This is a genomic window from Spirulina sp. CCY15215, assembly GCF_016888125.1.
Lineage (GTDB): Bacteria > Cyanobacteriota > Cyanobacteriia > Cyanobacteriales > Spirulinaceae > CCY15215.
The window spans coordinates 1-19,282 of the sequence record NZ_JACSWA010000454.1; the positions used below are offsets into that span (position 1 = coordinate 1).

Here is a 19,282-nt window from a genome sequence, read left to right on the forward strand (position 1 = left end):
CGGTAGATATGGGAGCCTTTGAATTCCAAGGTTTTGAAATCGTTCCGATTGGACAGCAAAACATCACTATCAGCAGCCTTCCTTCTACCCTTGATGTCAGCGTCAAAGTCGTAGAAAAAGCGTTTAATATTATCCCTTCTGTTGGTGCAACCGTTAATTTTAGTTCTCTGGGAGATGTCACGGGTTCCTTTTCCAATGGTACTAGCATCATCACCAATGCCAGTGGTATTGCCCTGAATTTCTTTGAGGTGCTGAGTGCAACAGGAGACTTCCAGATTTTGGCGGCTTCTTCGGGTTTGAATACCTTGACCTTTAAGATTACGAATAATGTCGCCGCCGCCGTCGCCACTGATTTTAGTTTCCTCTCGGAGATAGAACAAGAGTTTGATTCTCTAGAAGTCCGAGAAGAAGACATTCTTTTTGCACGGGGTTGTCTGTCTACTCCCGAAGATGAATTGACTCAACAGGAAAACAAGACTTCTGAAGAGGGGGAAGATGAGGAAATCGTAGCGGGAGAAGAAAATGAAGATTCTTCCCCTGGCAGCGATCGCGCTTGTCGTCCTATTGGCGATGATAGTGAGGGAGGTGGCGAAGAATAAATTAGCTTCTTGTTCATGGATAATCCGCAAAATCCTAATAATAGGTCATAATTTCAGGGTGCAAGCATTGCACCCCTACTAAACCCAACTGTAGGGGGATTTAGGGGGCTAATGCGTAAGTCCTAAAGATGTGAAGTTTTAAGCAAAATTACCCCATATTGCTCCTAAGAGCGACTAATTTCCTCAAGATATAAATCATAAGTACAAAAGGCAGGTTTTTCCTGTTCGATGACCTTGCGAACGAGTTTCTCGTCCAGGGGGCGATCGCCAGGATAGCGCAGACAAACGATGAAGTGGAAAGGCTGTCCGCCGCCCATAATGGTATCTTCTCCTATGCCCGCTTCTCCCACCACAAAACCCCGTCCTCCGAGTTCGAGAATACTAATATGTTTGTCTTTCTCCTCGAGGTGTTCATCTAGGGGCAAATCGGTAAACAGATGCAAATAATAGCGTAAACCCCGCCGTGTTCCTCGCCAGCGATAAATTTCGATCGCCTTGGCAATTAAGTCGCGTTGTTTTTTCAGACTCAAGATAGGGGTCATTTCCCAGCCGACCCAATGGGCGAGAAAGGGAAGCATAGCTTCTGGAGCCGTGCGAGGATGCAGATAAGCCCAAAGGGTTGAAGCTGTATTAAAATCTGGCTCAAAGGCCTCCTCAAAAATTTTCAGCAGGCGGCCGACAAAATCAACCTCTCGATAAAGATCCGGCAGATATTTCAAATAGAGGCTGCGAGGACGAACAAAGAGTTGAAAAGGGGCAAATTGTTGATAAATTTTCCCTAACCTAGCCTCATTAGCATCTGTACTATTAGAGAGTTCGTTATAACTGACTTGAATTTGACCGCGATAGTCCAAAACAAGAGGCTGACCGATTTTATCGGGGGAAATATCCTCAAAGAAACGGCGATCGAGTTGAAAATAAAGAACTACTTCCATTTTTGCCCCTGGGGGTAATTCGTTACCTTCACCCCCAACCCGATACCAATTGCTAGGAAAATTCCCTTCAATTTCCAAGTTTAAAGCCAAAGCATGGCGACTGATATTTTCTAACTGTACGAGTAGTTCGCAAGGTTCCCCAGGGTAGAGAACTAATTCACAAATTTTGTTTTCGACGGTCTTCATGCCGCCAAAGAAGCCAATCTTGTCCGAGTCAGTCCAGGGCGTGTCAATGGGTTGACAAACGTTTTCCGAGATTTGCAAGGGAGTCAGTTGCAATTGCAGGGGTTGGGTTTCACTGGCTTGAGGCATTTTGGCAGGATGAATTGAGGGATGATGGGTTGAGAAATAATGCAGGATAAACGATGAGTAAGGAAGAATGAACTTGTCTCTTATTGCAATAAATTGATGACATGGTTGGAGCGAATTTTACTGTCATACCAAGAACAGATTAATCCGAGTGGACCTGGATCGATCGCGGGTTCTCGGGGTAGGATTCGCGCCCAGTTATTGTCTTGGTAGCGAAATTCAAAAAGTTGAATTGTTCCTAAATAGCGCACGCCGCGAATGGCTTGAAATAAGGTGATGATATCCGAGGAATAGACAGGACGACCGAAAGGCCAACCCTCTCCATCGGGACCACCGATAAGGGGGTTGAGGAAGCGATAGAGGGCAACTTGCAGTTTGTGGAGAATGTCTTGTTGCGCCCCTGGATTGTTATATTCTGGTTCGAGGGCAATTTCTGTTTGCACGGAGACTCCCACATATTCCGGTTCGCGACAGTGGATTTCCACCCCTAGCAAGCGCCGTTCGTCGAGGTAGGCCAAAACTTGGGTGAGTAAGGTGGGGGAGAGAGAGAAATTCTCGGGGGCAATTCCTTGTCCCTGTTCGATCGCCTTGAGATCCAGTTGGGGGACGAGAACTAATTCGACAATACCTGCGGATTCTTTTTGGGTACTCGATAAACAGCGCGATCGGGCGATCGCCCCTCGTCCGGCTTGAATGGCGAGGTTTTCAAAGTCTTCGGCGGTAACAGCGCGATCGCGAGTTCGCAGCATTTTCGGCACCCGCATCACCGCAGAATCGAGGGATTCGCCATCGGCTCCATCTCGGGCGTTATCATAATTGGTCAGTCGCGCCACATAAGGAACCGCAGATTTTAAAATGCGAATTGTTCCCGCTTGGACATTACCACGCAAACCTCCCCCTGTTCGGTAGGACACCATCATGATCGAAGCACCCCGAGGGGGAATTGCTCCATATTGGTTTTCTCTACCTCGGGTTTCCTCTTCGGGATCGTTAGTTCGCCCGCGCAGATCTCGCCCTCCTGCTAATGCTTGAGGTCCTCCTACTAATGCTTGAGTGCGATCGCGCATTTGGTTGGGTTCGCGAATGAGAGGACCAAACTGAATTTCTCCGGTGAGGGAATCTAAGGTATAGTGCAGGTCGTTGATACCGGATTCGGAAAAATCGTTCACTTCTTGCCATCTTTGCGGCATACTTCCTATCGGTGTGACCAGGAGGTATTCTCCTTCTTCCCGGGGGAGAATGGGAGTGCTTTGGAGTTGTAAGACTTGTCCTGGGCTACCGTCACTTTCCCCCAAAATTTCATTCCTGATGCGGGTAGATTGGGTAGCAGCTACGGTACCGCCGAGGGAACGAACGCTTAAGCCAAAGATGCGGGGGGATTGTAGGTATTTGGGGCGATCGTGGTCGATTTGGTCGCAAATACAGCGCAACCAGCGACCGCGATAGGTGCTGAAAGTCTCCACCAGCCAATTTTGGGGACAGTGCAGGATAACATCGGCACCCCGTAAGGGGTTGCCGCCGTTGCGGGTTATTTCGCTAAAGCTAAAGCCTTGGGTGCGATCGTCCTTTTCTTGTAGAAGGACGGATTCCCATTGGTGTCCATTCCAGGCCTCCCAACGGCGAGGAGGGCGTTCGGGATCGATCCCGGTGGAGGTTGCTGCTTCCCCTTTAAATGTGACGGCGATGACATTCCCAGCAATGGGGGGATCCGGGTCAAAGACGAGGTAAAAACAATTACCATCCTGGGGGCGTTCGTCAAAGAAGGAAAGTTCTACTCCTTCCCATTCTCCATCGGGGCGTAAAGACCAAGTGCCGCTAAAGCGATCGCGCAGAATGCTAGGGCGTTCTTCGATGGTTTGGGCGCTGAGAAAGTGGCGGATACTGGGAAGACCAATGGCGAGGGGGCGATCGGTGCTGAAGACCACGGCTTCTTCTGTGTCGGTGCGTTCTGTGGCCACTTCTACTCCCGCCGCGATCGTATAGGTTTCCGGTAAGGAAGCACTTAAATAAAGGGTGACATTCGTTTGGGCGGGTTTGGGAGGATTCAAGCGAATCCCCATCATTTCTAGGAAAGTAATGTAGTTGCGTCTCGGTACTTGATTGAACCGATAAAGCATTTGGTCGGTTAGCCAGGCAAAAAGTTCGACCAGGGTAATACCGGGATCGCTGGCGTTATAATTCGTCCATTCGGGACAGTAACGGGGAATTCGTAGCAGGCATTCTTGGATCAGGTCTTCGTAGGCGCGATCGTCGAGATTGGCTTTGGGGAGTTTTGGTAGAAAGTTTAAATCCATTTTTGTTATTGGTTATTGAGTATTGGTTTATTAATGATTTTTATTATCCCTTGCCTGTTTCCTCTTGTCTCTTGTTCATTGTCCACTTGGAAGGAGATAAAAGGGATAAACGAGACTGCCGGAACTGTGAGTTTCTTTAGTGCTGTAACGAATAATAATATTAATGCAACCGCGAACGGGGTCGGGTTCGGTATAAATTTCGTTGATATCGATGCGAGGTTCCCAGAGGGTGAGGGCTTCTTCGACGTAGAGACGGGTCATGAGTAGGGTTTTGGTATTCATCGGTGCAAAGACTAATTCCGACAGCCGACAGCCGAATTTAGGACGATAAACCCGTTCGCCGTGTCGGGTACCGAGGATAATGCGAATGGATTCTTCAATATTCCGTTCCTTAGAACTGAGTTGTAAACTTCCTTGTACGTTACTCCGTAAGGGAAAAGAGAGACTCGTTCCCAAAAAGTCTTTATTTGTGTCTTGTTCTACTTCTGCCATTGTGTCAAGAAGATCTGAGTTTTGCTGCTACTGTAGCGGAGGTTGATACGAGATGACAATTCTACGAAAGTAGAGTTTTTGGCGATCGCCAAAAACTCTCTCTCCTTTTGTAAGGAGAGGTTTAAAAACGGCTAGTCCCTAACATCGGCACTCTGAGTCTACCGAGTTAATAACCAAGCTCGCAATACTTCGGCCACGGTCCAGGCTTGAGCAAAAGTGCCTCGCGGAGTCATGGGGGCATCTCCATCAAAGATTTCGCTGAGATTTCCCACACAAGAGGCTTGGAGATGATGTTCCATGGGAGATAAGAATTCCCGTGCCAAAGTGGGATTGTTGTAAACGTGCAGGTGTCCTTGAACAAAATGACCAATTAACCAACCCCAAACTGTGCCTTGGTGATAGTGGCTGTCCCGTTGATAGCGATCGCCCCCATAAACTCCCGCGTAATTGGGATCGTCTGGGGACAGCGATCGCAGTCCGTGAGAAGTGAGCAAAGATTGAGCAACGGCATCGATAACACTTTTCTCTTCTCGAGGCAATAGTAAAGAAGAGCCGCCAATTTCTGCCAGTCCTGCTGGTAGGGAAACCGCAAAAATTTGATTGGGACGCAAGGATGGATCGTTGCCTTCGGGACCATCGATGACATCATAACAATACCCCATGCCATAATTCCAGAAGCGACTGAATCCCGCGATCGCCTTCTGTGCCATGGCCTCGTATCTTTCTGAAGGTTTGCCTAACTCTTTCGCTAAATGTGCCATCAACACTAAAGCACTGTACCATAAGGCATTAATTTCAATCGGTTTGCCGATGCGGGGTGTAACGACCCAATCATCGACTTTTGCATCCATCCAGGTCAGTTGCAATCCTGTTTCTCCGGCATAAAGCAACCCGTCTTTGCTATCGACCTTAATGTTATAGCGGGTGCCGCGAACGTGCCACTCGATCGCCTCTTCTAGTGCCGGAAATAACTCGCGGATGAAGTGAATATCTTGAGTGGCCGCGTAATAGGCGCGAATGGCTTCAAAGTACCAGAGAATCGCATCTACGGTATTATATTCTGGGCTGTTTGTACCGTCGGGGAATAAATTGGGCAGCATTCCCCGATCTAAATATTGAGCAAAGGTTTGCAGGATAATTTTGGCAATTTCTGGGCGACCGGTGCAAAGGGTCAAACCTGGCAGGCTAATCATGGTATCTCGTCCCCAGTCCCCAAACCAAGGATAGCCGGCGATAATCGTTTTGCCTTCGGGTTCATCGGGAAGGGTACGATCGACAATAAAGCGATCGCTGGCTAAGACTAATTGTTTGATCCAGTCGGGAACTGTATTTTTTTGCTCCTCGTTAGCAAAAAGATAGGGGGTTTTGTACCAGCGATCAAGTAAGGCGCGATCGCGCTTTCTGTATTCTTGTAGAGATTCCTCTCCCTGGAGAGTGGGAAACTGCATCGTACTGGCGATCGTGGTGAGAGAATTTCCTGGTTGTAGCGTTACTTCCAAGTTAGCTATATAAAGATTATCTTCGCGATCGGACAGTCCGCGATACTTCTCGACTGTCAAATTATAGTCTTTATACCAAGTATGGGTGCGTTCCCATTGTGGTTTGGGGAGGACGTTATTTCCTTCCCGTTCGGCAAATAAATAAAAGGGAGTTGCTCCGGCAAAAGCCGTTATCCTAATGCCCCCATCAATGATATCGGTTTTCATCTGCCAATCTCCACTATAAGTTTCGCCGTGAAAATCGCGATAGTTAACTAGAGCTTTAAGAGAAAGAGAAAGAGGAGAACGGGCGCGGTGTAGAGTATAGCGAATATAAGTTGTATTTTCTCCTGGCTGCATCCAAAGCCGTTTTTCTAGGATTGCATCGGCGATCGCAAATTTCCAGACGGGAATAGAACCATCCAGATGAAAACTTTCGATTTCCCGATAGCCTTGGGGGGCAACGGAACCATCTGCCCAGCGATCGGTATAAAGGGGATAAATTTGACCGCGATATTGAACGAGTTCGTCAAGTTTTGTTAACAGTAACGTCCGTCCTAATGGGGGGTTGAGGGCGGCAATTAATAATCCATGATAGCGCCTGGTTAACACTCCAGATACCGTTCCCGCTCCATAGCCTCCATTCCCATTCGTCACTAACCATTCTCGTGCTTCCGATGTAGGAAGATGCCCGCAGATATCTCGTCCGAATTCGATGCCCATTTTTTGAGTTCCTTTGTTCTAAAAAGTGAGAGCCAATGGCAAATGTCGTCATTTTTTACAATTTTTTGCAAACTTGGATGTGATTAACTGAGATTTCCTCTAGAATGTTAAGTTCTCAAAGTGTTAATTTCTTAAAAGTCAACTTATCAATCGATATTTTTGAGTGAAAAACCACGTCCTGAAATTGTAGGAGAAATTAGTTGGGCAATTTCTCAATTCCCATTCACAATAGAATTAAATCCTAAAATTTACCATAAAACAGTAACTTGGAAAATGATTCAATCTTTAATTAATCAACATAAAACTTACCACAAACCCTTGAATTCTCGGCAATCCTACTTGTCCGTACAGAATCAACAGGGTTTATCGAGTTTAAAAAGGGCGATCGCCTTATCTCAAGGAGAATATTCCTTGATTTTCGCACGGTGCGAGAGTTCCCGACTGCGCCAACAAATTCTCAATCAAATTGTGGACTGCACTGAGATCACTTTACAGGAAGTTACCCTTCATCCTTCTGTGGTTCATCTGTTGGATACTCTAGATGGAGTGATGCGATCGCACTATCCCGATGCCCTAGCCGTGATCGGTTTGGAGTCTACCGTCGATATCAAGACTTTACTCGAGGAGGTTAACTTGGTGCGCGATGAGTTTAATAAATCTTTACCTTTACCGATCATATTCTGGGTGAATGAAAAAACTTTGGCTCAAATTAAGCGCATTGCACCGGATTTCAGCAATCATGGCACGACATCAATTTGTTTTGAGTTATAAGTACAACTCATCTAATCTAACAACTTACCGTCTCATCAGGAAGAATTGCGCCATTGAGTTTTGTCCCGTCGAGATTGGCGTTTTTAATGTTAGCACCGCTTAAATCTGCGCCGCTTAAATCTGCGCCGCTTAAATCGGCACCGCTTAAATTTGCACCGCTTAAATTTGCTAAAATCAACTTCGATCGCCTTAAATCCGCATGGGTTAAATCTGCACCGCTTAAATTTGCACTGGGTAGGTCAAGCCCGCTTAAATTTTTTCTAGAAAGGTTAACATGAGGAGCAATAAGATAGGCTCCAGCCGCGATCGGCTCTAAACCTTCAGGAAATTGAGTTTGAGTGTTGTAGAGCGCTCCTTGTAATTTAATCCCGTCAATATTTGTTTCACTTAAATTAGCAGAATAAAGATAAGTCCGACTAAAATTTGCGTCGCTCAAATCAGCCCCCATTAAGTTTGCTCCCATCAAACTGGCACCAATCAAAGTTGCAGAGGCAAAATTAACGCCAACCAATTCTGCTCCCACAAATTGAGAATTTAAACAATAACTCTCCATCAAATCCGCACCGGTGAAAAAGGCTAAATTAAAGATGGCATTACTGAGATTGGCTTGTACTAATTCCGCCATACTCAAATCACTTCGGGAAAAGTTTGTCAATTCAAGATCGGCATCTTCCAGATTGACACTACTAAAATTAGAGTTGCTTAAGTCTGAGTTTTTTAAATTAGCCTTGGCTAAAATTGCTCCGGTGAAATCGACTCCCTTTAAAATTGCTGAACTTAAATCGATTTCGGCTAATTCGAGGTCGCAAAAACTTCGTTCTCCTGCCGCATATTGTTTGAGAATTTCTTGTCGATTCATCCAGTTTTACATCTCGTTATTCGTTAAATTGTAGCAAATCTTGAGAGAATTATAACTGAAGAGAAGGAGTAAAGAGGAGAAGTAAAAAAAGTAAGTAAAAAAGGAAGATTTTCTGAAAAGATGCTTTTGATGTCGTGGTTTGCGCTTTACTAATAACAGTAAACCGATCGCGGAGGTTCTTATGTCAGCAGAATTCATGGATTTTCTCAAGCATAACTATGCTTATGTGGCAATTGGGGAATTTAAACCGGGAAAGTTTGCCGAAGCGGAAAGATTATTCGCTAATGCTGTCTCGACTTATACTCATGGTTTTAAAGGAGCTTACTTATTGCGGGAAGAACCTGATACAGATAAAGGAATTGCGTTGATTCTTTGGGACAATATTGAAGATATGGATTCTAATCGAAATGAAACTCACGAAAAAATCTTAAAGGATATGGCTCATTTATTTATTTCCCCACCTACTACTGCTTTTTATCAAGTGAGTAGTGAAATTAGCGGGGAAACTTAATCAAAAGGCGATCGCCTTGCCTTTAAGCCTCGAGTTTAGATTTGGCGGCGGCATTTGCTGGCGCGGGTTTTGCGACTTTGGGTGTATAACGTTTAAATTTGGCGATCGCTTCACTGGCGGCTTGCATTACATTACTGTCGGCATCATTGAGGGTGCGTCGCAAATAGGTGACAACCTCTTGGGAATTAACTTTTGCTAGGGCTGTTACGGCGGCTAAACGCACGGAAGGCTCGGTATCTTGTGAGAGTTTACCTAAAATAGGAATGGCTTGCTCGATCTCTATCCTCACTTTTTTGTCTGCGGCAATATTGCCGATCGCCAGGACTGCTTGCTGGCGAATAATGGGATCGGGATTATAGGTAGAGTTAAGGAGTTGAGGTAGATCGGCGGTTTGATAATGGGAAATTTCCCCATCCAGAGGCTCGATTTTGGAGGCGATCGCTTGGGGGATAGGGTTTGTGTCCCCTGGTTGCAGTTCTAATGCCGCTAGGATTTTTGCTTTTAAGGTTTCTAGTTCTCGAGAGTGTTGATCCTCGAGTTGCTCAATTTTTCGTTGAGTTTCCTGTTTCTGGGCGGCGATCACCTGTTCTGCTTCTTGTTTTTGGGCGGCGATCGCTTGTTCTGCTTCCTGTTTTTGGGCGGCGATCGCTTGTTCTGCTTCCTGTTTTTGGGCGGCGATCGCCTTAGCTAATTGGCTTTGATAGTTCTGCTTTAAATCAATTTCTTTGGCTTCAGATTGCTGTAAATAGTCTGTTTTTAAGGATTGGATGGTCTGTTGTAATTCTAGTTCGTGGACGCTATTAAGTTCTTGGCGCAGTTTTTCCAAGCGAATCTCTTCACCCTGACTTTGTTTTTCTAGAGCAGTGCGCTGTATTCCCGTACCAACTACGGCGGAAATGCTAAAACCCATGAGCAAGCCAATAACTATATCCATAAAAATTTCCCCAAGATTAGGTCAAGATAACCAAATTTTATCTTAAGTTATTCTCAAATTTATTTTGTAGGCATTTTTGCCATAGGCTCAATTCTCTGGGGCTGCAATTCCTGTCGGCAGAAAAAATTCTACCAGAGAGGTATTGATATGATCTTGACTTTCCTTGGCTAATTCCTCGGCTAATTCCTTGGCTAATACAGTCTCATTTCTGAGAATTTGCCCTTCTGGGGTAATAGTCAGAGGTGTATGAGGAAAATCGCTTTGAGTGAGACGCTGTATGAGTTGGATGGTTTCGCCACGATCGCTAGGTTGGGGAATACCATTCTTTTGCAATCGTACCGGATGAATTTGACCCGAGAGAAAGTCGCCGCGATCGTCCAATTCTACTTCTAAGACTAAAGAATAACCTAATTCTGCTTTATTAGAAAGAGTTTTATAGCCTAAAAAATTGCCTAAAGAATAGGCAATTAATTTGTGACGATAGAGTTCTAAACTGCGAGGAACATGGGGACCGTGACCTAAAATCAAGTCTGCTCCTGCGTCAATAGCGCTGCGAGAAAACTGCACTAAATTGCCGCGATTTTCACCGTAAAAGTATTCCGTGCGATCCCTGACGTGCATGGCTGCTGTTCCTTCTGCACCAGCATGAATGGAAACGATGACAATATCTGCATTTGCTTCTGCTTTTTGTACCAAAGCGAGGGATTTAGGCAAGTTCAAGATGGAATTCTGATGAGGAAAGTAGCTAAAACCAAGCCAAGCAATTTTTGCTCCTTCGTGATAAGTATAAACAATTTTATCTTTTTCTCCAATCGCTTTTATTCCTGCTTTTTCGATATTAGCAACCGTATCTTGGAAACCGCGATCGCCAAAGTCTAAAGAATGATTATTGGCGATATTTAAAACATCAAATCCTGCCTCTTTTAAGAGGTTGCTGTAATCTGGCGGTGTGCGAAAGGCAAACACTAAACCACTGCCCATTTGTTTTGCAGATACTGTTGCATTAGTGAGGGTGCTTTCAAAGTTACCAAAAACAATTTCCGCTTCATCTAAAAGGGGTTCTACTTCTGCTAATAATTCTTCTTTACGAGGATGTAAACGATTATAGGGATAGTTAGTACCAGGAATAATATCACCGACGGCTTTAATTCGCAGGCGATCGGGTCTGGGAAAATCGGGTATATTATCAGCAATCAGTCGTACTGTCGATTCTTCCGACAGTTCATTCGCTTCTTGAACAGCACTATAACCGACACCCAAAATAAAACTAAAAGTACAAAAAAGAGTCCTCAAAAAAATTCGACTGCTTGGTGTTAGTTCTCCGGTAATCTCTCTTAAGAACTTCCCCCAAAACAGGGACATTTTTCCTCTCTTTAAGGAATTTTCCTGATTGCTAATATTCTCGCATTTTTGGGCCAACATCGATTTTTCCTCACACCAAATTGCTCTCTATGGTAACATTGGAAATCAAAAATGAGAAGCGCTCTGGCCTCTCATTTTTTACCTTAATTGGATTGGTGTTAATTTTGCTTGATATTACATTGGCGATCGCCTATTCTTCTTCTTCGGTATTTTTCGATGGGGACTCCTCACTTTCTGGTTTAAGTGAAAGAAGGGGATGAGATTCTAAATTCCAGGCGATCGCGTTGAGTATTAATTTCCCATTTCCCGTACAATTCTCACGAAACTCTTCTTGATTGGCGATCGCAACACCAACTCGCTCGATAATTTTGCCATATTTTTTATCTTTTGCCAAGTCTTTCTCTTCGGAACTTAAGGGACGACTTCGATCTAAAATGACTTCAATAATAGGAGTATAAGGAGAGGCTTCTTCTGCTGCTTCTTGGACTTCAATTTGCAATTTTGTTAACTGTACAATTTCTTGGGCTCCCTGTACGATAGGGAGTAATTCTTGATCCGTTGTTTCCATATTTCCTTTTGCAGATTGAGGAGGGACATAGAAAATATTATCTCGAGTGATGCCATCGGGAAACTTGTCTTCTGCAATTTCCCCATTTTCCCACTTTTGATTGACAATTTCTAAGGCTTTCTCTCTATTTTTTTCCGTATCTCCACCTCGACCTTCTACTTCAATTCTAAACCCTTGATGTTCTTCTGGAGGTTGAGACAGATCGCTAACCGCAACGTAATGAACAATTGATTTTGTTCTAGCCATAATGAATTTTTCCTATTACCCTTAAACTGGACTATCGAGAGGCAAGAGAACTTCAAATTCCGTTCCCATTCCGACTTCCGACTTGAGTTTTAACTCACCTCGGTGTTTTTCGGCAATAATTTTATAACTTATTGCCAAACCTAAACCTGTGCCTTTGCCAACTGCTTTTGTGGTGAAGAAATTTTCAAAAATTCTTCCCTGAATTTCTAGAGGAATTCCCAAGCCGTTATCAATAATTTTAACACTGATTCCCCCTTGAGCGCGATAGTCTTCAACAAATTTTGTGATAATTTCAATCTGAGGCTGCCAATCTTGCTTTTCTTCTTGTTCCTTTTTCTCCATCAGAACATCGATCGCATTGGCAATTAGATTCATGAATACTTGACTCAGTTGGCCGGAGTAGCAGGCTATATCGGGTAATTTAGCATAGTTACGAACCACTTTAATATGGTGTTTGAGGCGACTTTCTAAAATTAAGAGAGTTCCATCAATACATTCATGTAAATCGATGAGTTGGCGATCGCGATCGTCTATACGGGAAAAGTTTCGCAAGCTGGTAACAATTTGAATTAAACGCTCTGAGCCTATTTTCATACTTTGAATAATTTTGGGAGCGTCTTCGAGAATAAATTCTAGATCTATTTCTTCTTCAAATTCTTGAATATTGTTTGATTTTGTCTCAATTTCGCTTTGATATTTTAGGATTAAATCAACTAAACTATTGTAATAATCGGCGAGAAAAGTAATATTTCCATTCACGGAATTCACCGGATTTCTGATTTCGTGAGCAACTCCCGCCACCATCTGCCCTAAACTCACCATTTTTTCAGTTTGTATTTGTTGATGATAATAACTTTCATCGAGTAATCGACTGGTTAAATGATGAATTTTTGCTTGAGATAAAAGCAAATGATGTACGTCTAATAAACGATAATCTCGTTCGTTAAATTTGACAACAATGGGTTCGTAGAGAAGTTCGGGAGGACGTTCTAAAGATTTACGTGCTGCTTCTACAATTAGTGTTTCCTGAGAAAAAATCTCGCAGGGAACTTTGATAAACTCGTATAATGACTTAATAGGACGTTGTAAAAAGAGTTCTAGGGCGTAGGGGCGACTCATTCGCTCTAGGAGTCTCCGTCTGGAGATCATGCCATAAAAGTTGCCTTGATGGGTTAAAATAATGCCTGGGAGGATGGGATTGCGATCGAAAATGTGCGTAATATCGACAACAATACTTGTATCTTCAATCTGAAACCGATAGAGTTCAAGGTCTGCAAGGGTTGATTCTAAACCAAGCTGTCGCGATTCTACAGTAGAGGAGGGAGACAAGGCTTTAGGAGTCATTTGCGCGGTTAACATGATGAGAAAAAGAGAAAGAAAAAAAGAGAAAGAAAAAGATGTTATCCTTTCTACTTTATCCCCCTCATCGCTTTTTGACGAGGGTGTTTTCCCTTAATAATAATCTTCAAAAAAAATTAAAATAAACACATCTTTTTCTTAACCCAGACTTAACCTAAAAATTTAACCTAAAAATTCAACCTAAAAATTCACCTTTGAATAAAAGATGAATTAAGGTATTATGCAGGTTCTTACTAAAGAACAGATAGTAAAGGGCGGATGACGGGAATTGAACCCGCGAATGGTGGAATCACAATCCACTGCCTTAACCACTTGGCTACACCCGCCGTAAAATTCGCAATTTATGTATTATAGCACGATCTTTTAGAAAAGGCAATTACTTTTTATTTCATGCTAACCTCGCATATCGTAACCAAATAGATTGGGGTCAACCTCTGTTAAATCTAACTCATCTAATCCGTATTCGACCCAACGGCGATCGACCATCTCTGCAATATCGCGATCGCTTTCCAAGACTTCTCCCCATTCGTGTTGGGTTTCTGGGGGAATTTTCGTGGTTGCATCAATACCCATGCGTCCCCCTAAACCAATTTTCTCGCTGGCAAAATCTAAGGTATCAAAAGGAGTTTCGGGAAGAATAAAGACATCGCGGGAGGGGTCAACTTTAGAGCTAATTGCCCAAACTACCTGCCTGGGATCGCGAATATTAATCTCTTTATCTACGACAATCACAAATTTCGTATAAGTGAACTGAGGTAGCGCACTCCAAAAAGCTAGTGCCGCTCGTTTTGCCTGTCCTGGATAGGCCTTATCAATAGAAATAATCGCCGCTTTGTAACTTAAGGCCTCCATCGGTAGGAAAAAGTCAGTGATTTCCGATACCTGCTGGCGCAAAATTGGCGTATAGATGCGATTGAGTGCGATCGCCATCATCGCCTCTTCTTTAGGAGGACGACCGCTAAAGGTAGTTAAATAAATGGGGTCTTTACGATGGGTCATGCAGTGGAAGCGAATCAAGGGGGAATCCTCCACGCCGCCATAATAGCCCATGTGATCCCCGAAGGGTCCATCGGGTAACATTTCCCCAGGTGTTATTGTTCCTTCTAACACAAATTCTGAATCGGCGGGAACTTCTAAATCTAAGGTTTTGCATTTCGCTAAAGTTACTCCTGAGCCGCCATATAATCCGGCAAATAGCCACTCTGATAAGTCTACGGGAATGGGAGTCGCCGCGGCCATGATAATTAAAGGGTCTACCCCGAGGGCGATCGCAATTTCTAATTTTTTACCCGCTTCGGCGGCTTTTCGTAAATGTCTCGCCCCTCCTCGCACCGATAACCAATGCACGGTCATGGTATTGTGAGATTGCAATTGTAAGCGATAAACGCCGACATTAGGAGTTCCTGTTTCGACATCTTTGGTAATAACTAACCCTAATGTAATAATCTTGCCTGCATCCCCAGGATAGGGACGAATGAGAGGTATTTTGTTCAGATCGAGGGCTTCTTTTTCAATGATAATTTGTTGACAAGGGGGGAAAAAATTACGCCCTGGTTTTGCTTTAAGGACATCAAATAAAACTTTACCAAAATCGATCGCTTGAGAGATCTTTTTAGGGGGTTTGGGTTGTTGCAGCATTCCCAATTTTTTTCCCAAAGTTTCTAACTCTTCGGGTTTTTCCATATTCATCGACCAACAAATTCTCTCGACGGTACCCATTAAATTAATAGCAACGGGAAAATCAGAACCTTTGACATTTTCAAACAAAAGCCCTGGTCCACCGAGTTGTAACATCCGATTGGAAATTTCGGCAACTTCCAAATCTGCATCGACAAGAGCGCTAATTCTGCGAAGTTGTCCCCGTTTTTCTAGTAATGCGATGAATCCCCTTAAATCTCTAGCCATTTTTTTCCACCAGACTTTTTCTATCTTACAAGGTTCTGCGATCGCCAGTTGTTAACGAAGTCTTGGAAAACTGGGCAGATCCACCGATGCTAAAGAGCGATGTTTTTTCTGGGAGCGAGGATGCAGAGTCGGTGCAGGTGGGGGAGTCGGTGCGCTTAAACGCGAGATTGTCCCTTTCGATTGGCGATCGCTTCCCTTGCCTGTGCGAAAATCTGGGAGAGAAACGTTCATCAAACCCATTGTTGGCGGTTTATTGGCATATTTAGGGGGTTGGGGAGCAGGAGAAACCAGTTCTTTCGGGTCAGGTTGAGCCGTTTGTGAGAATTCCAATTCTTGGGAGGGTTGACTCATGGCTCGCGTCACCCAACTGGGAGGCTCCCCAATCTCTGATTGCTGATTTCGGAATTGTAATGACCAGGGTTGAATCGGTTTGGGTTTACCAGAAAAAGGAACTTGCTTGGGAAGGGGAGGAACAGGAGAGAGCATTCCCTGTGTTGCTGAACCCTGTCTCAAAGGCATTGCTCCTCCTTGGGGGTCTTCGGAAAATTGTGGAAGAACTTCCGATGCTTCTAGTCCTTTCCCCTGAGAAGATGCAGGAGGTAAACTCAAATACTTATCCAACACGGTTTTAAATTGTTGGGTATGTTCTTGTTGGCGACTGAGGCGATCGCGCAATTGTAGGGAATTATCTGAGGCTTGAACTAATAACTGAGATTGTTCCTCATAACGCTGTCTTACTAAAGCGCATTCTCGTTCCATTCTCACAATATGGGTTTGAGCAACTTCTAGTTGAGAGGTGAGAGTCTGAATGAGAGAGTGTTGGCGTTGGGCAACGTGGTGGGAAGCCTCCAACTCTTGAAATAATAATTCTATCTGAGCTTGTGCCTCAAATAGTTCCGGATCGGGTTGAGAAGAAGGTAAAGAATTTTGACGCGATCGCCGCTTTTCGGTTTCCAAGTCTTCCCTGGTTTGGGTTAAAGCCTGTTCTAAGGTGGCGACCTTTTTCAGTAATTCGCGATTGCGCTGGCGTAATTTTCGTGCCAACGTAAACCAATCTGCTTCATTAACGGTATGGGGATTATTCGTGAAAATTTCTTCCGAGGAAGGCAGTTGCTCAAAAACCCGTGCAGCTTGGGATTCCCCCAAAGAAGAGTCAGTATCAGTAGATGGCATCTCGCTGCGATCGCTGGCAGAAGTTTCACCAAAAGAAGATTCTGGGCTTGAATCTGCTTTCGGCTTGGGTTGATTGTTATTGACTTCACTCATAACTTTGATAACTTTTGGCTAACTACCGTTTTCTTAACAGCAATAATGACGATCGCGATCTAAAGAGACTGCCTCGAGATGCAATAGGGAATTGCTCGATCATTCCCCCATTAAGGATAATGCAAAAGTGGGAATAGGCAACAGGGAACAATCACCATTTCCTCGGCAAAATTAATCTTGCTGGGTTTTTTCTGCCCGTAAAAAGCGTTGCTCTGCCCGAGCGATCGCCAGATAAGTTGCCTCGACAGCCTCGGGTTCTACGGAAATCGAAGTAATGCCCCACTCAACTAGGCGCTCGATGAGTTCGGGAGAGCGCACGATCGCGGCACCGCACAGGGAACAGGGAATTCCCTCTTTGCGTGCGGTACGAATTAACATCTCCAGGGCGGCAGTAACGGCAGGATGAGACTCATTGTAAAATTGTCCTAACTGGGAATGTTCGCGATCGGTTCCAAGCAAAAGTTGAATTAAATCATTAGTTCCGATCGCCATCCCTTGCACCCCTGCCCGCACATATTCCGGCAACATAAAAATAACAGAAGGCACTTCTGCCATGATCCACAGTTGAAAAGAAGCCCGTTGCAGAAGTCCCACCTCTTCCACCTGTTTTCGAGCCGCGATAAATTCCTCAAGACTGCGAACAAAAGGCAAAATGAGATGGCAATTGTCCCATTGTTCCCGCACTTGCTTTAAAGCCGCCAATTCCGCCTCAAATAGAGCAGAATTGAGGCGATAGGTATGAGTTCCTCGCACTCCCATCAAAGGATTGAGAGCCAGATCGGCAGACCCTGGTAAAGGTGGAAATTCCGGCGATCGCCAATCCGTCGAGCGGTAAAAAATGGGACGAGGAGCAAACATTTCGGCGAGTTGGTCAAGACGTTGTACCAATTCAGCAATTAATTTTCGAGGATGCTGCAACCACCAAGTTAAAGCATGAGCCTGCAATAATTCCAGCATCATTAACTCCGAACGCACTAATCCTACCCCATCCACAGGCAGACGAGAAGCACGGTGAAAAGAACTCGGCTGACTGAGATTAACTAACAGTCTCGTGGCGATCGCAGAAGGTTCCTCGAACTGTTCCCCCTTGCCTATTATTACCTGTTCCCTATTGCCTATTACCTCTTCCCTATTGCCTTCTTCTGCCAGATAAATTTTCCCTTGAGTCCCATCTATGATCACAAATTCTCCCGTTTCCAGTAACTGAGTTGCATCGATCGCCCCCACTAATGCCGGAATGCCTAATTCGCGAGCCAAAATAGCACCGTGACTGGTGAGATTTCCTTGTTCGAGAACTAATCCTGCGGCTTGTTTAAGCAAAGGAAACCAATAAAATTCTAGAGTTTTTGCCACTAAGATTTCCCCGACGGAAATTTCTTGATGCAAATCATCGGGAGAAGTCAGCACCCGCACTGGGGCGATCGCTCGTCCTGGAGAAGCACTCACTCCCGTCACAAGGGGAAGTGAAAGGGTAGAAGAAATAGGGGGAGAAACCTGCTGTTCCTCGTTCCACTGCACGAGATAGAGTTGAGGTGTTTTTTCTGTCCGATTTAAGACCCATTCCCAAGAAAAATTCTCAGTTTTCTCCAATTGTATTCTTTGGGTGAGAGTCAGAATTTGGGAGAGTACGGCTGAGTCTAAAACATAATTTTCTTGCTCTTCTTCTGGAAGCGATCGGTTTTCCAAACAATTCGCTGATGAAAGGGTGGGTTTCTCTCTGATATAGCACTCCCGTGTTTTACGACCAAGAGATTGAGCCTCAATCTCTTTTGTGACTGCATTAACGCCATAGGTTTCCAGTTCCACTTCCCCTCGCATCCAACTGTAACCCAGTCCCCGTGTCGCTTCAATTTGCCATTGAGTGGAGTTAGCAACAACCCTTCCCGAGGCGATCGCCCCCCCGATCGGCTGCACCAAAACCGCCATTTGAATGCGATCGAGTTCAATACCCCCACATTGCCAATAAAACAAACTTTTGGCTCGAAAAAGCTCACTCCAAACTTGTTTGAGGGCATTCTCAAAAGATTGGGGTTCGCACCAACAGGTTTGCGATCGCCAAATGCCTCGAATGGGATAAGGGGCAGTATCAAAAATTGCCAGAGAAGGACGCAAAATTAAAGCTGGTGCTAACAATTTATCTGCCGCTACTAGAAATTCATCGAGCCATTGAGAGGGCAGAGAAACTGTTGTAATATCCTGACAAATATTACGAGCAAGTTGTTGTAGGGCGCGATAATCCTTGATATCAATATGGAGAGAAGAACCCGAAAGATCCGTCAAGATGGGTTTGGACTCTCCCGGAATAGTTAAAAATTGCTGCCATACTGTCGTCGCGATCGCAAATCCTGGCGGGATCGGATACCCTTGCTGCAATAATTGGCTTAAAACAAAGGCTTTTTCTCCCACCAGAGGGCGTTGGGAGGGCTGAATGCGATCGAGCCATAAAAGATCGGGCATCGGAAACAGTTGACAGTTGATAGGTATGATAGTTGATAGTTGATAGTTGATAGTTGATAGTTGATAGGTATGATAGTTGATAGTTGATAGGTATGATAGTTGATAGTTGATAGGTATGATAGTTGATAGTTGATAGTTGATAGCGGGGAGAATAGTTGATAGGTATGATAGTTGATAGTTGATAGTTGATAGTTGATAGTTGGGAGAAGGAGAT

General features: G+C 44.5%; 15 protein-coding genes and 1 tRNA gene. 3 read left to right on the forward strand and 13 right to left on the reverse strand.

Annotation, left to right across the window (positions count from 1 at the left end; all coding sequences use genetic code 11):
- Nucleotides 1-599, forward strand: a 599-nt coding sequence (locus JUI58_RS14455; protein WP_204104500.1) for a hypothetical protein, incomplete at its 5' end; no start/stop codon positions are given.
- Nucleotides 600-763: 164 nt separating this feature from the next.
- Here the strand turns inward: JUI58_RS14455 and JUI58_RS14460 are convergent.
- From JUI58_RS14460 to JUI58_RS14475, 4 genes are all read right to left on the reverse strand, one after another.
- Nucleotides 764-1,846, reverse strand: a complete 1,083-nt coding sequence (locus tag JUI58_RS14460) for a phage tail protein (protein ID WP_204104501.1) — start codon at nt 1,844-1,846, stop codon at nt 764-766.
- A gap of 80 nt (nt 1,847-1,926) precedes the next feature.
- Nucleotides 1,927-4,137: a putative baseplate assembly protein gene (locus JUI58_RS14465; protein ID WP_204104502.1), complete on the reverse strand. Its 2,211-nt coding sequence runs from the start codon at nt 4,135-4,137 to the stop codon at nt 1,927-1,929.
- Between the two features lie 75 nt (nt 4,138-4,212).
- Complete coding sequence (locus JUI58_RS14470) at nt 4,213-4,629, reverse strand: GPW/gp25 family protein (protein ID WP_204104503.1); 417 nt, start codon at nt 4,627-4,629, stop codon at nt 4,213-4,215.
- 158 nt (nt 4,630-4,787) lie between these two features.
- Nucleotides 4,788-6,830 carry an amylo-alpha-1,6-glucosidase gene (locus JUI58_RS14475; RefSeq protein WP_204104504.1) on the reverse strand — a complete coding sequence of 681 codons (2,043 nt, stop codon included), beginning with the start codon at nt 6,828-6,830 and terminating at the stop codon, nt 4,788-4,790.
- A 159-nt stretch (nt 6,831-6,989) separates the two neighbouring features.
- Between JUI58_RS14475 and JUI58_RS14480 the strand changes: the two genes are divergently transcribed.
- Nucleotides 6,990-7,601 carry a hypothetical protein gene (locus JUI58_RS14480; RefSeq protein ID WP_204104505.1) on the forward strand — a complete coding sequence of 204 codons (612 nt, stop codon included), beginning with the start codon at nt 6,990-6,992 and terminating at the stop codon, nt 7,599-7,601.
- 16 nt (nt 7,602-7,617) lie between these two features.
- On the opposite strand, the gene JUI58_RS14485 is transcribed toward JUI58_RS14480, so the two are convergent.
- Nucleotides 7,618-8,460 (reverse strand): pentapeptide repeat-containing protein, encoded by an 843-nt coding sequence (locus JUI58_RS14485; protein WP_204104506.1) that lies wholly within the window; start codon nt 8,458-8,460, stop codon nt 7,618-7,620.
- 181 nt (nt 8,461-8,641) lie between these two features.
- On the opposite strand from JUI58_RS14485, the gene JUI58_RS14490 reads away from it, so the two are divergent.
- Nucleotides 8,642-8,971 (forward strand): antibiotic biosynthesis monooxygenase, encoded by a 330-nt coding sequence (locus JUI58_RS14490; protein WP_204104507.1) that lies wholly within the window; start codon nt 8,642-8,644, stop codon nt 8,969-8,971.
- Nucleotides 8,972-8,993: 22 nt separating this feature from the next.
- On the opposite strand, the gene JUI58_RS14495 is transcribed toward JUI58_RS14490, so the two are convergent.
- From JUI58_RS14495 to JUI58_RS14530, 8 genes are all read right to left on the reverse strand, one after another.
- Nucleotides 8,994-9,905 (reverse strand): HEAT repeat domain-containing protein, encoded by a 912-nt coding sequence (locus JUI58_RS14495; protein ID WP_204104508.1) that lies wholly within the window; start codon nt 9,903-9,905, stop codon nt 8,994-8,996.
- An 87-nt stretch (nt 9,906-9,992) separates the two neighbouring features.
- Nucleotides 9,993-11,327 carry a CapA family protein gene (locus tag JUI58_RS14500; RefSeq protein ID WP_204104509.1) on the reverse strand — a complete coding sequence of 445 codons (1,335 nt, stop codon included), beginning with the start codon at nt 11,325-11,327 and terminating at the stop codon, nt 9,993-9,995.
- 130 nt (nt 11,328-11,457) lie between these two features.
- Nucleotides 11,458-12,081: a hypothetical protein gene (locus JUI58_RS14505; RefSeq protein ID WP_204104510.1), complete on the reverse strand. Its 624-nt coding sequence runs from the start codon at nt 12,079-12,081 to the stop codon at nt 11,458-11,460.
- Nucleotides 12,082-12,102: 21 nt separating this feature from the next.
- Complete coding sequence (locus JUI58_RS14510) at nt 12,103-13,440, reverse strand: ATP-binding protein (RefSeq protein ID WP_204104511.1); 1,338 nt, start codon at nt 13,438-13,440, stop codon at nt 12,103-12,105.
- 253 nt (nt 13,441-13,693) lie between these two features.
- A tRNA-His gene (locus JUI58_RS14515) sits at nt 13,694-13,766 on the reverse strand.
- A gap of 67 nt (nt 13,767-13,833) precedes the next feature.
- The gene (locus tag JUI58_RS14520) at nt 13,834-15,345 is read right to left on the reverse strand and encodes a UbiD family decarboxylase (protein ID WP_204104512.1); all 1,512 of its coding nucleotides are present in this window, start codon (nt 15,343-15,345) and stop codon (nt 13,834-13,836) included.
- Nucleotides 15,346-15,396: 51 nt separating this feature from the next.
- The gene (locus tag JUI58_RS14525) at nt 15,397-16,611 is read right to left on the reverse strand and encodes a hypothetical protein (RefSeq protein WP_204104513.1); all 1,215 of its coding nucleotides are present in this window, start codon (nt 16,609-16,611) and stop codon (nt 15,397-15,399) included.
- Nucleotides 16,612-16,782: 171 nt separating this feature from the next.
- A complete protein-coding gene (locus JUI58_RS14530; RefSeq protein ID WP_204104514.1) occupies nt 16,783-19,068 on the reverse strand; it encodes a putative PEP-binding protein in 2,286 nt (761 codons plus the stop codon).
- Nucleotides 19,069-19,282 lie beyond the last annotated feature (214 nt).

Excerpts from the sequence above, each read along its gene's own strand:
- JUI58_RS14460 (WP_204104501.1), bottom strand. The coding sequence starts at position 1,846 with ATGCCTCAAGCCAGTGAAACCCAACCCCTGCAATTGCAACTGACTCCC.
- JUI58_RS14465 (WP_204104502.1), bottom strand. The coding sequence starts at position 4,137 with ATGGATTTAAACTTTCTACCAAAACTCCCCAAAGCCAATCTCGACGAT.
- JUI58_RS14470 (WP_204104503.1), bottom strand. The coding sequence starts at position 4,629 with ATGGCAGAAGTAGAACAAGACACAAATAAAGACTTTTTGGGAACGAGT.
- JUI58_RS14475 (WP_204104504.1), bottom strand. The coding sequence starts at position 6,830 with ATGGGCATCGAATTCGGACGAGATATCTGCGGGCATCTTCCTACATCG.
- JUI58_RS14485 (WP_204104506.1), bottom strand. The coding sequence starts at position 8,460 with ATGAATCGACAAGAAATTCTCAAACAATATGCGGCAGGAGAACGAAGT.
- JUI58_RS14490 (WP_204104507.1), top strand. The coding sequence starts at position 8,642 with ATGTCAGCAGAATTCATGGATTTTCTCAAGCATAACTATGCTTATGTG.
- JUI58_RS14495 (WP_204104508.1), bottom strand. The coding sequence starts at position 9,905 with ATGGATATAGTTATTGGCTTGCTCATGGGTTTTAGCATTTCCGCCGTA.
- JUI58_RS14500 (WP_204104509.1), bottom strand. The coding sequence starts at position 11,327 with ATGTTGGCCCAAAAATGCGAGAATATTAGCAATCAGGAAAATTCCTTA.
- JUI58_RS14505 (WP_204104510.1), bottom strand. The coding sequence starts at position 12,081 with ATGGCTAGAACAAAATCAATTGTTCATTACGTTGCGGTTAGCGATCTG.
- JUI58_RS14510 (WP_204104511.1), bottom strand. The coding sequence starts at position 13,440 with ATGTTAACCGCGCAAATGACTCCTAAAGCCTTGTCTCCCTCCTCTACT.
- JUI58_RS14520 (WP_204104512.1), bottom strand. The coding sequence starts at position 15,345 with ATGGCTAGAGATTTAAGGGGATTCATCGCATTACTAGAAAAACGGGGA.
- JUI58_RS14525 (WP_204104513.1), bottom strand. The coding sequence starts at position 16,611 with ATGAGTGAAGTCAATAACAATCAACCCAAGCCGAAAGCAGATTCAAGC.
- JUI58_RS14530 (WP_204104514.1), bottom strand. The coding sequence starts at position 19,068 with ATGCCCGATCTTTTATGGCTCGATCGCATTCAGCCCTCCCAACGCCCT.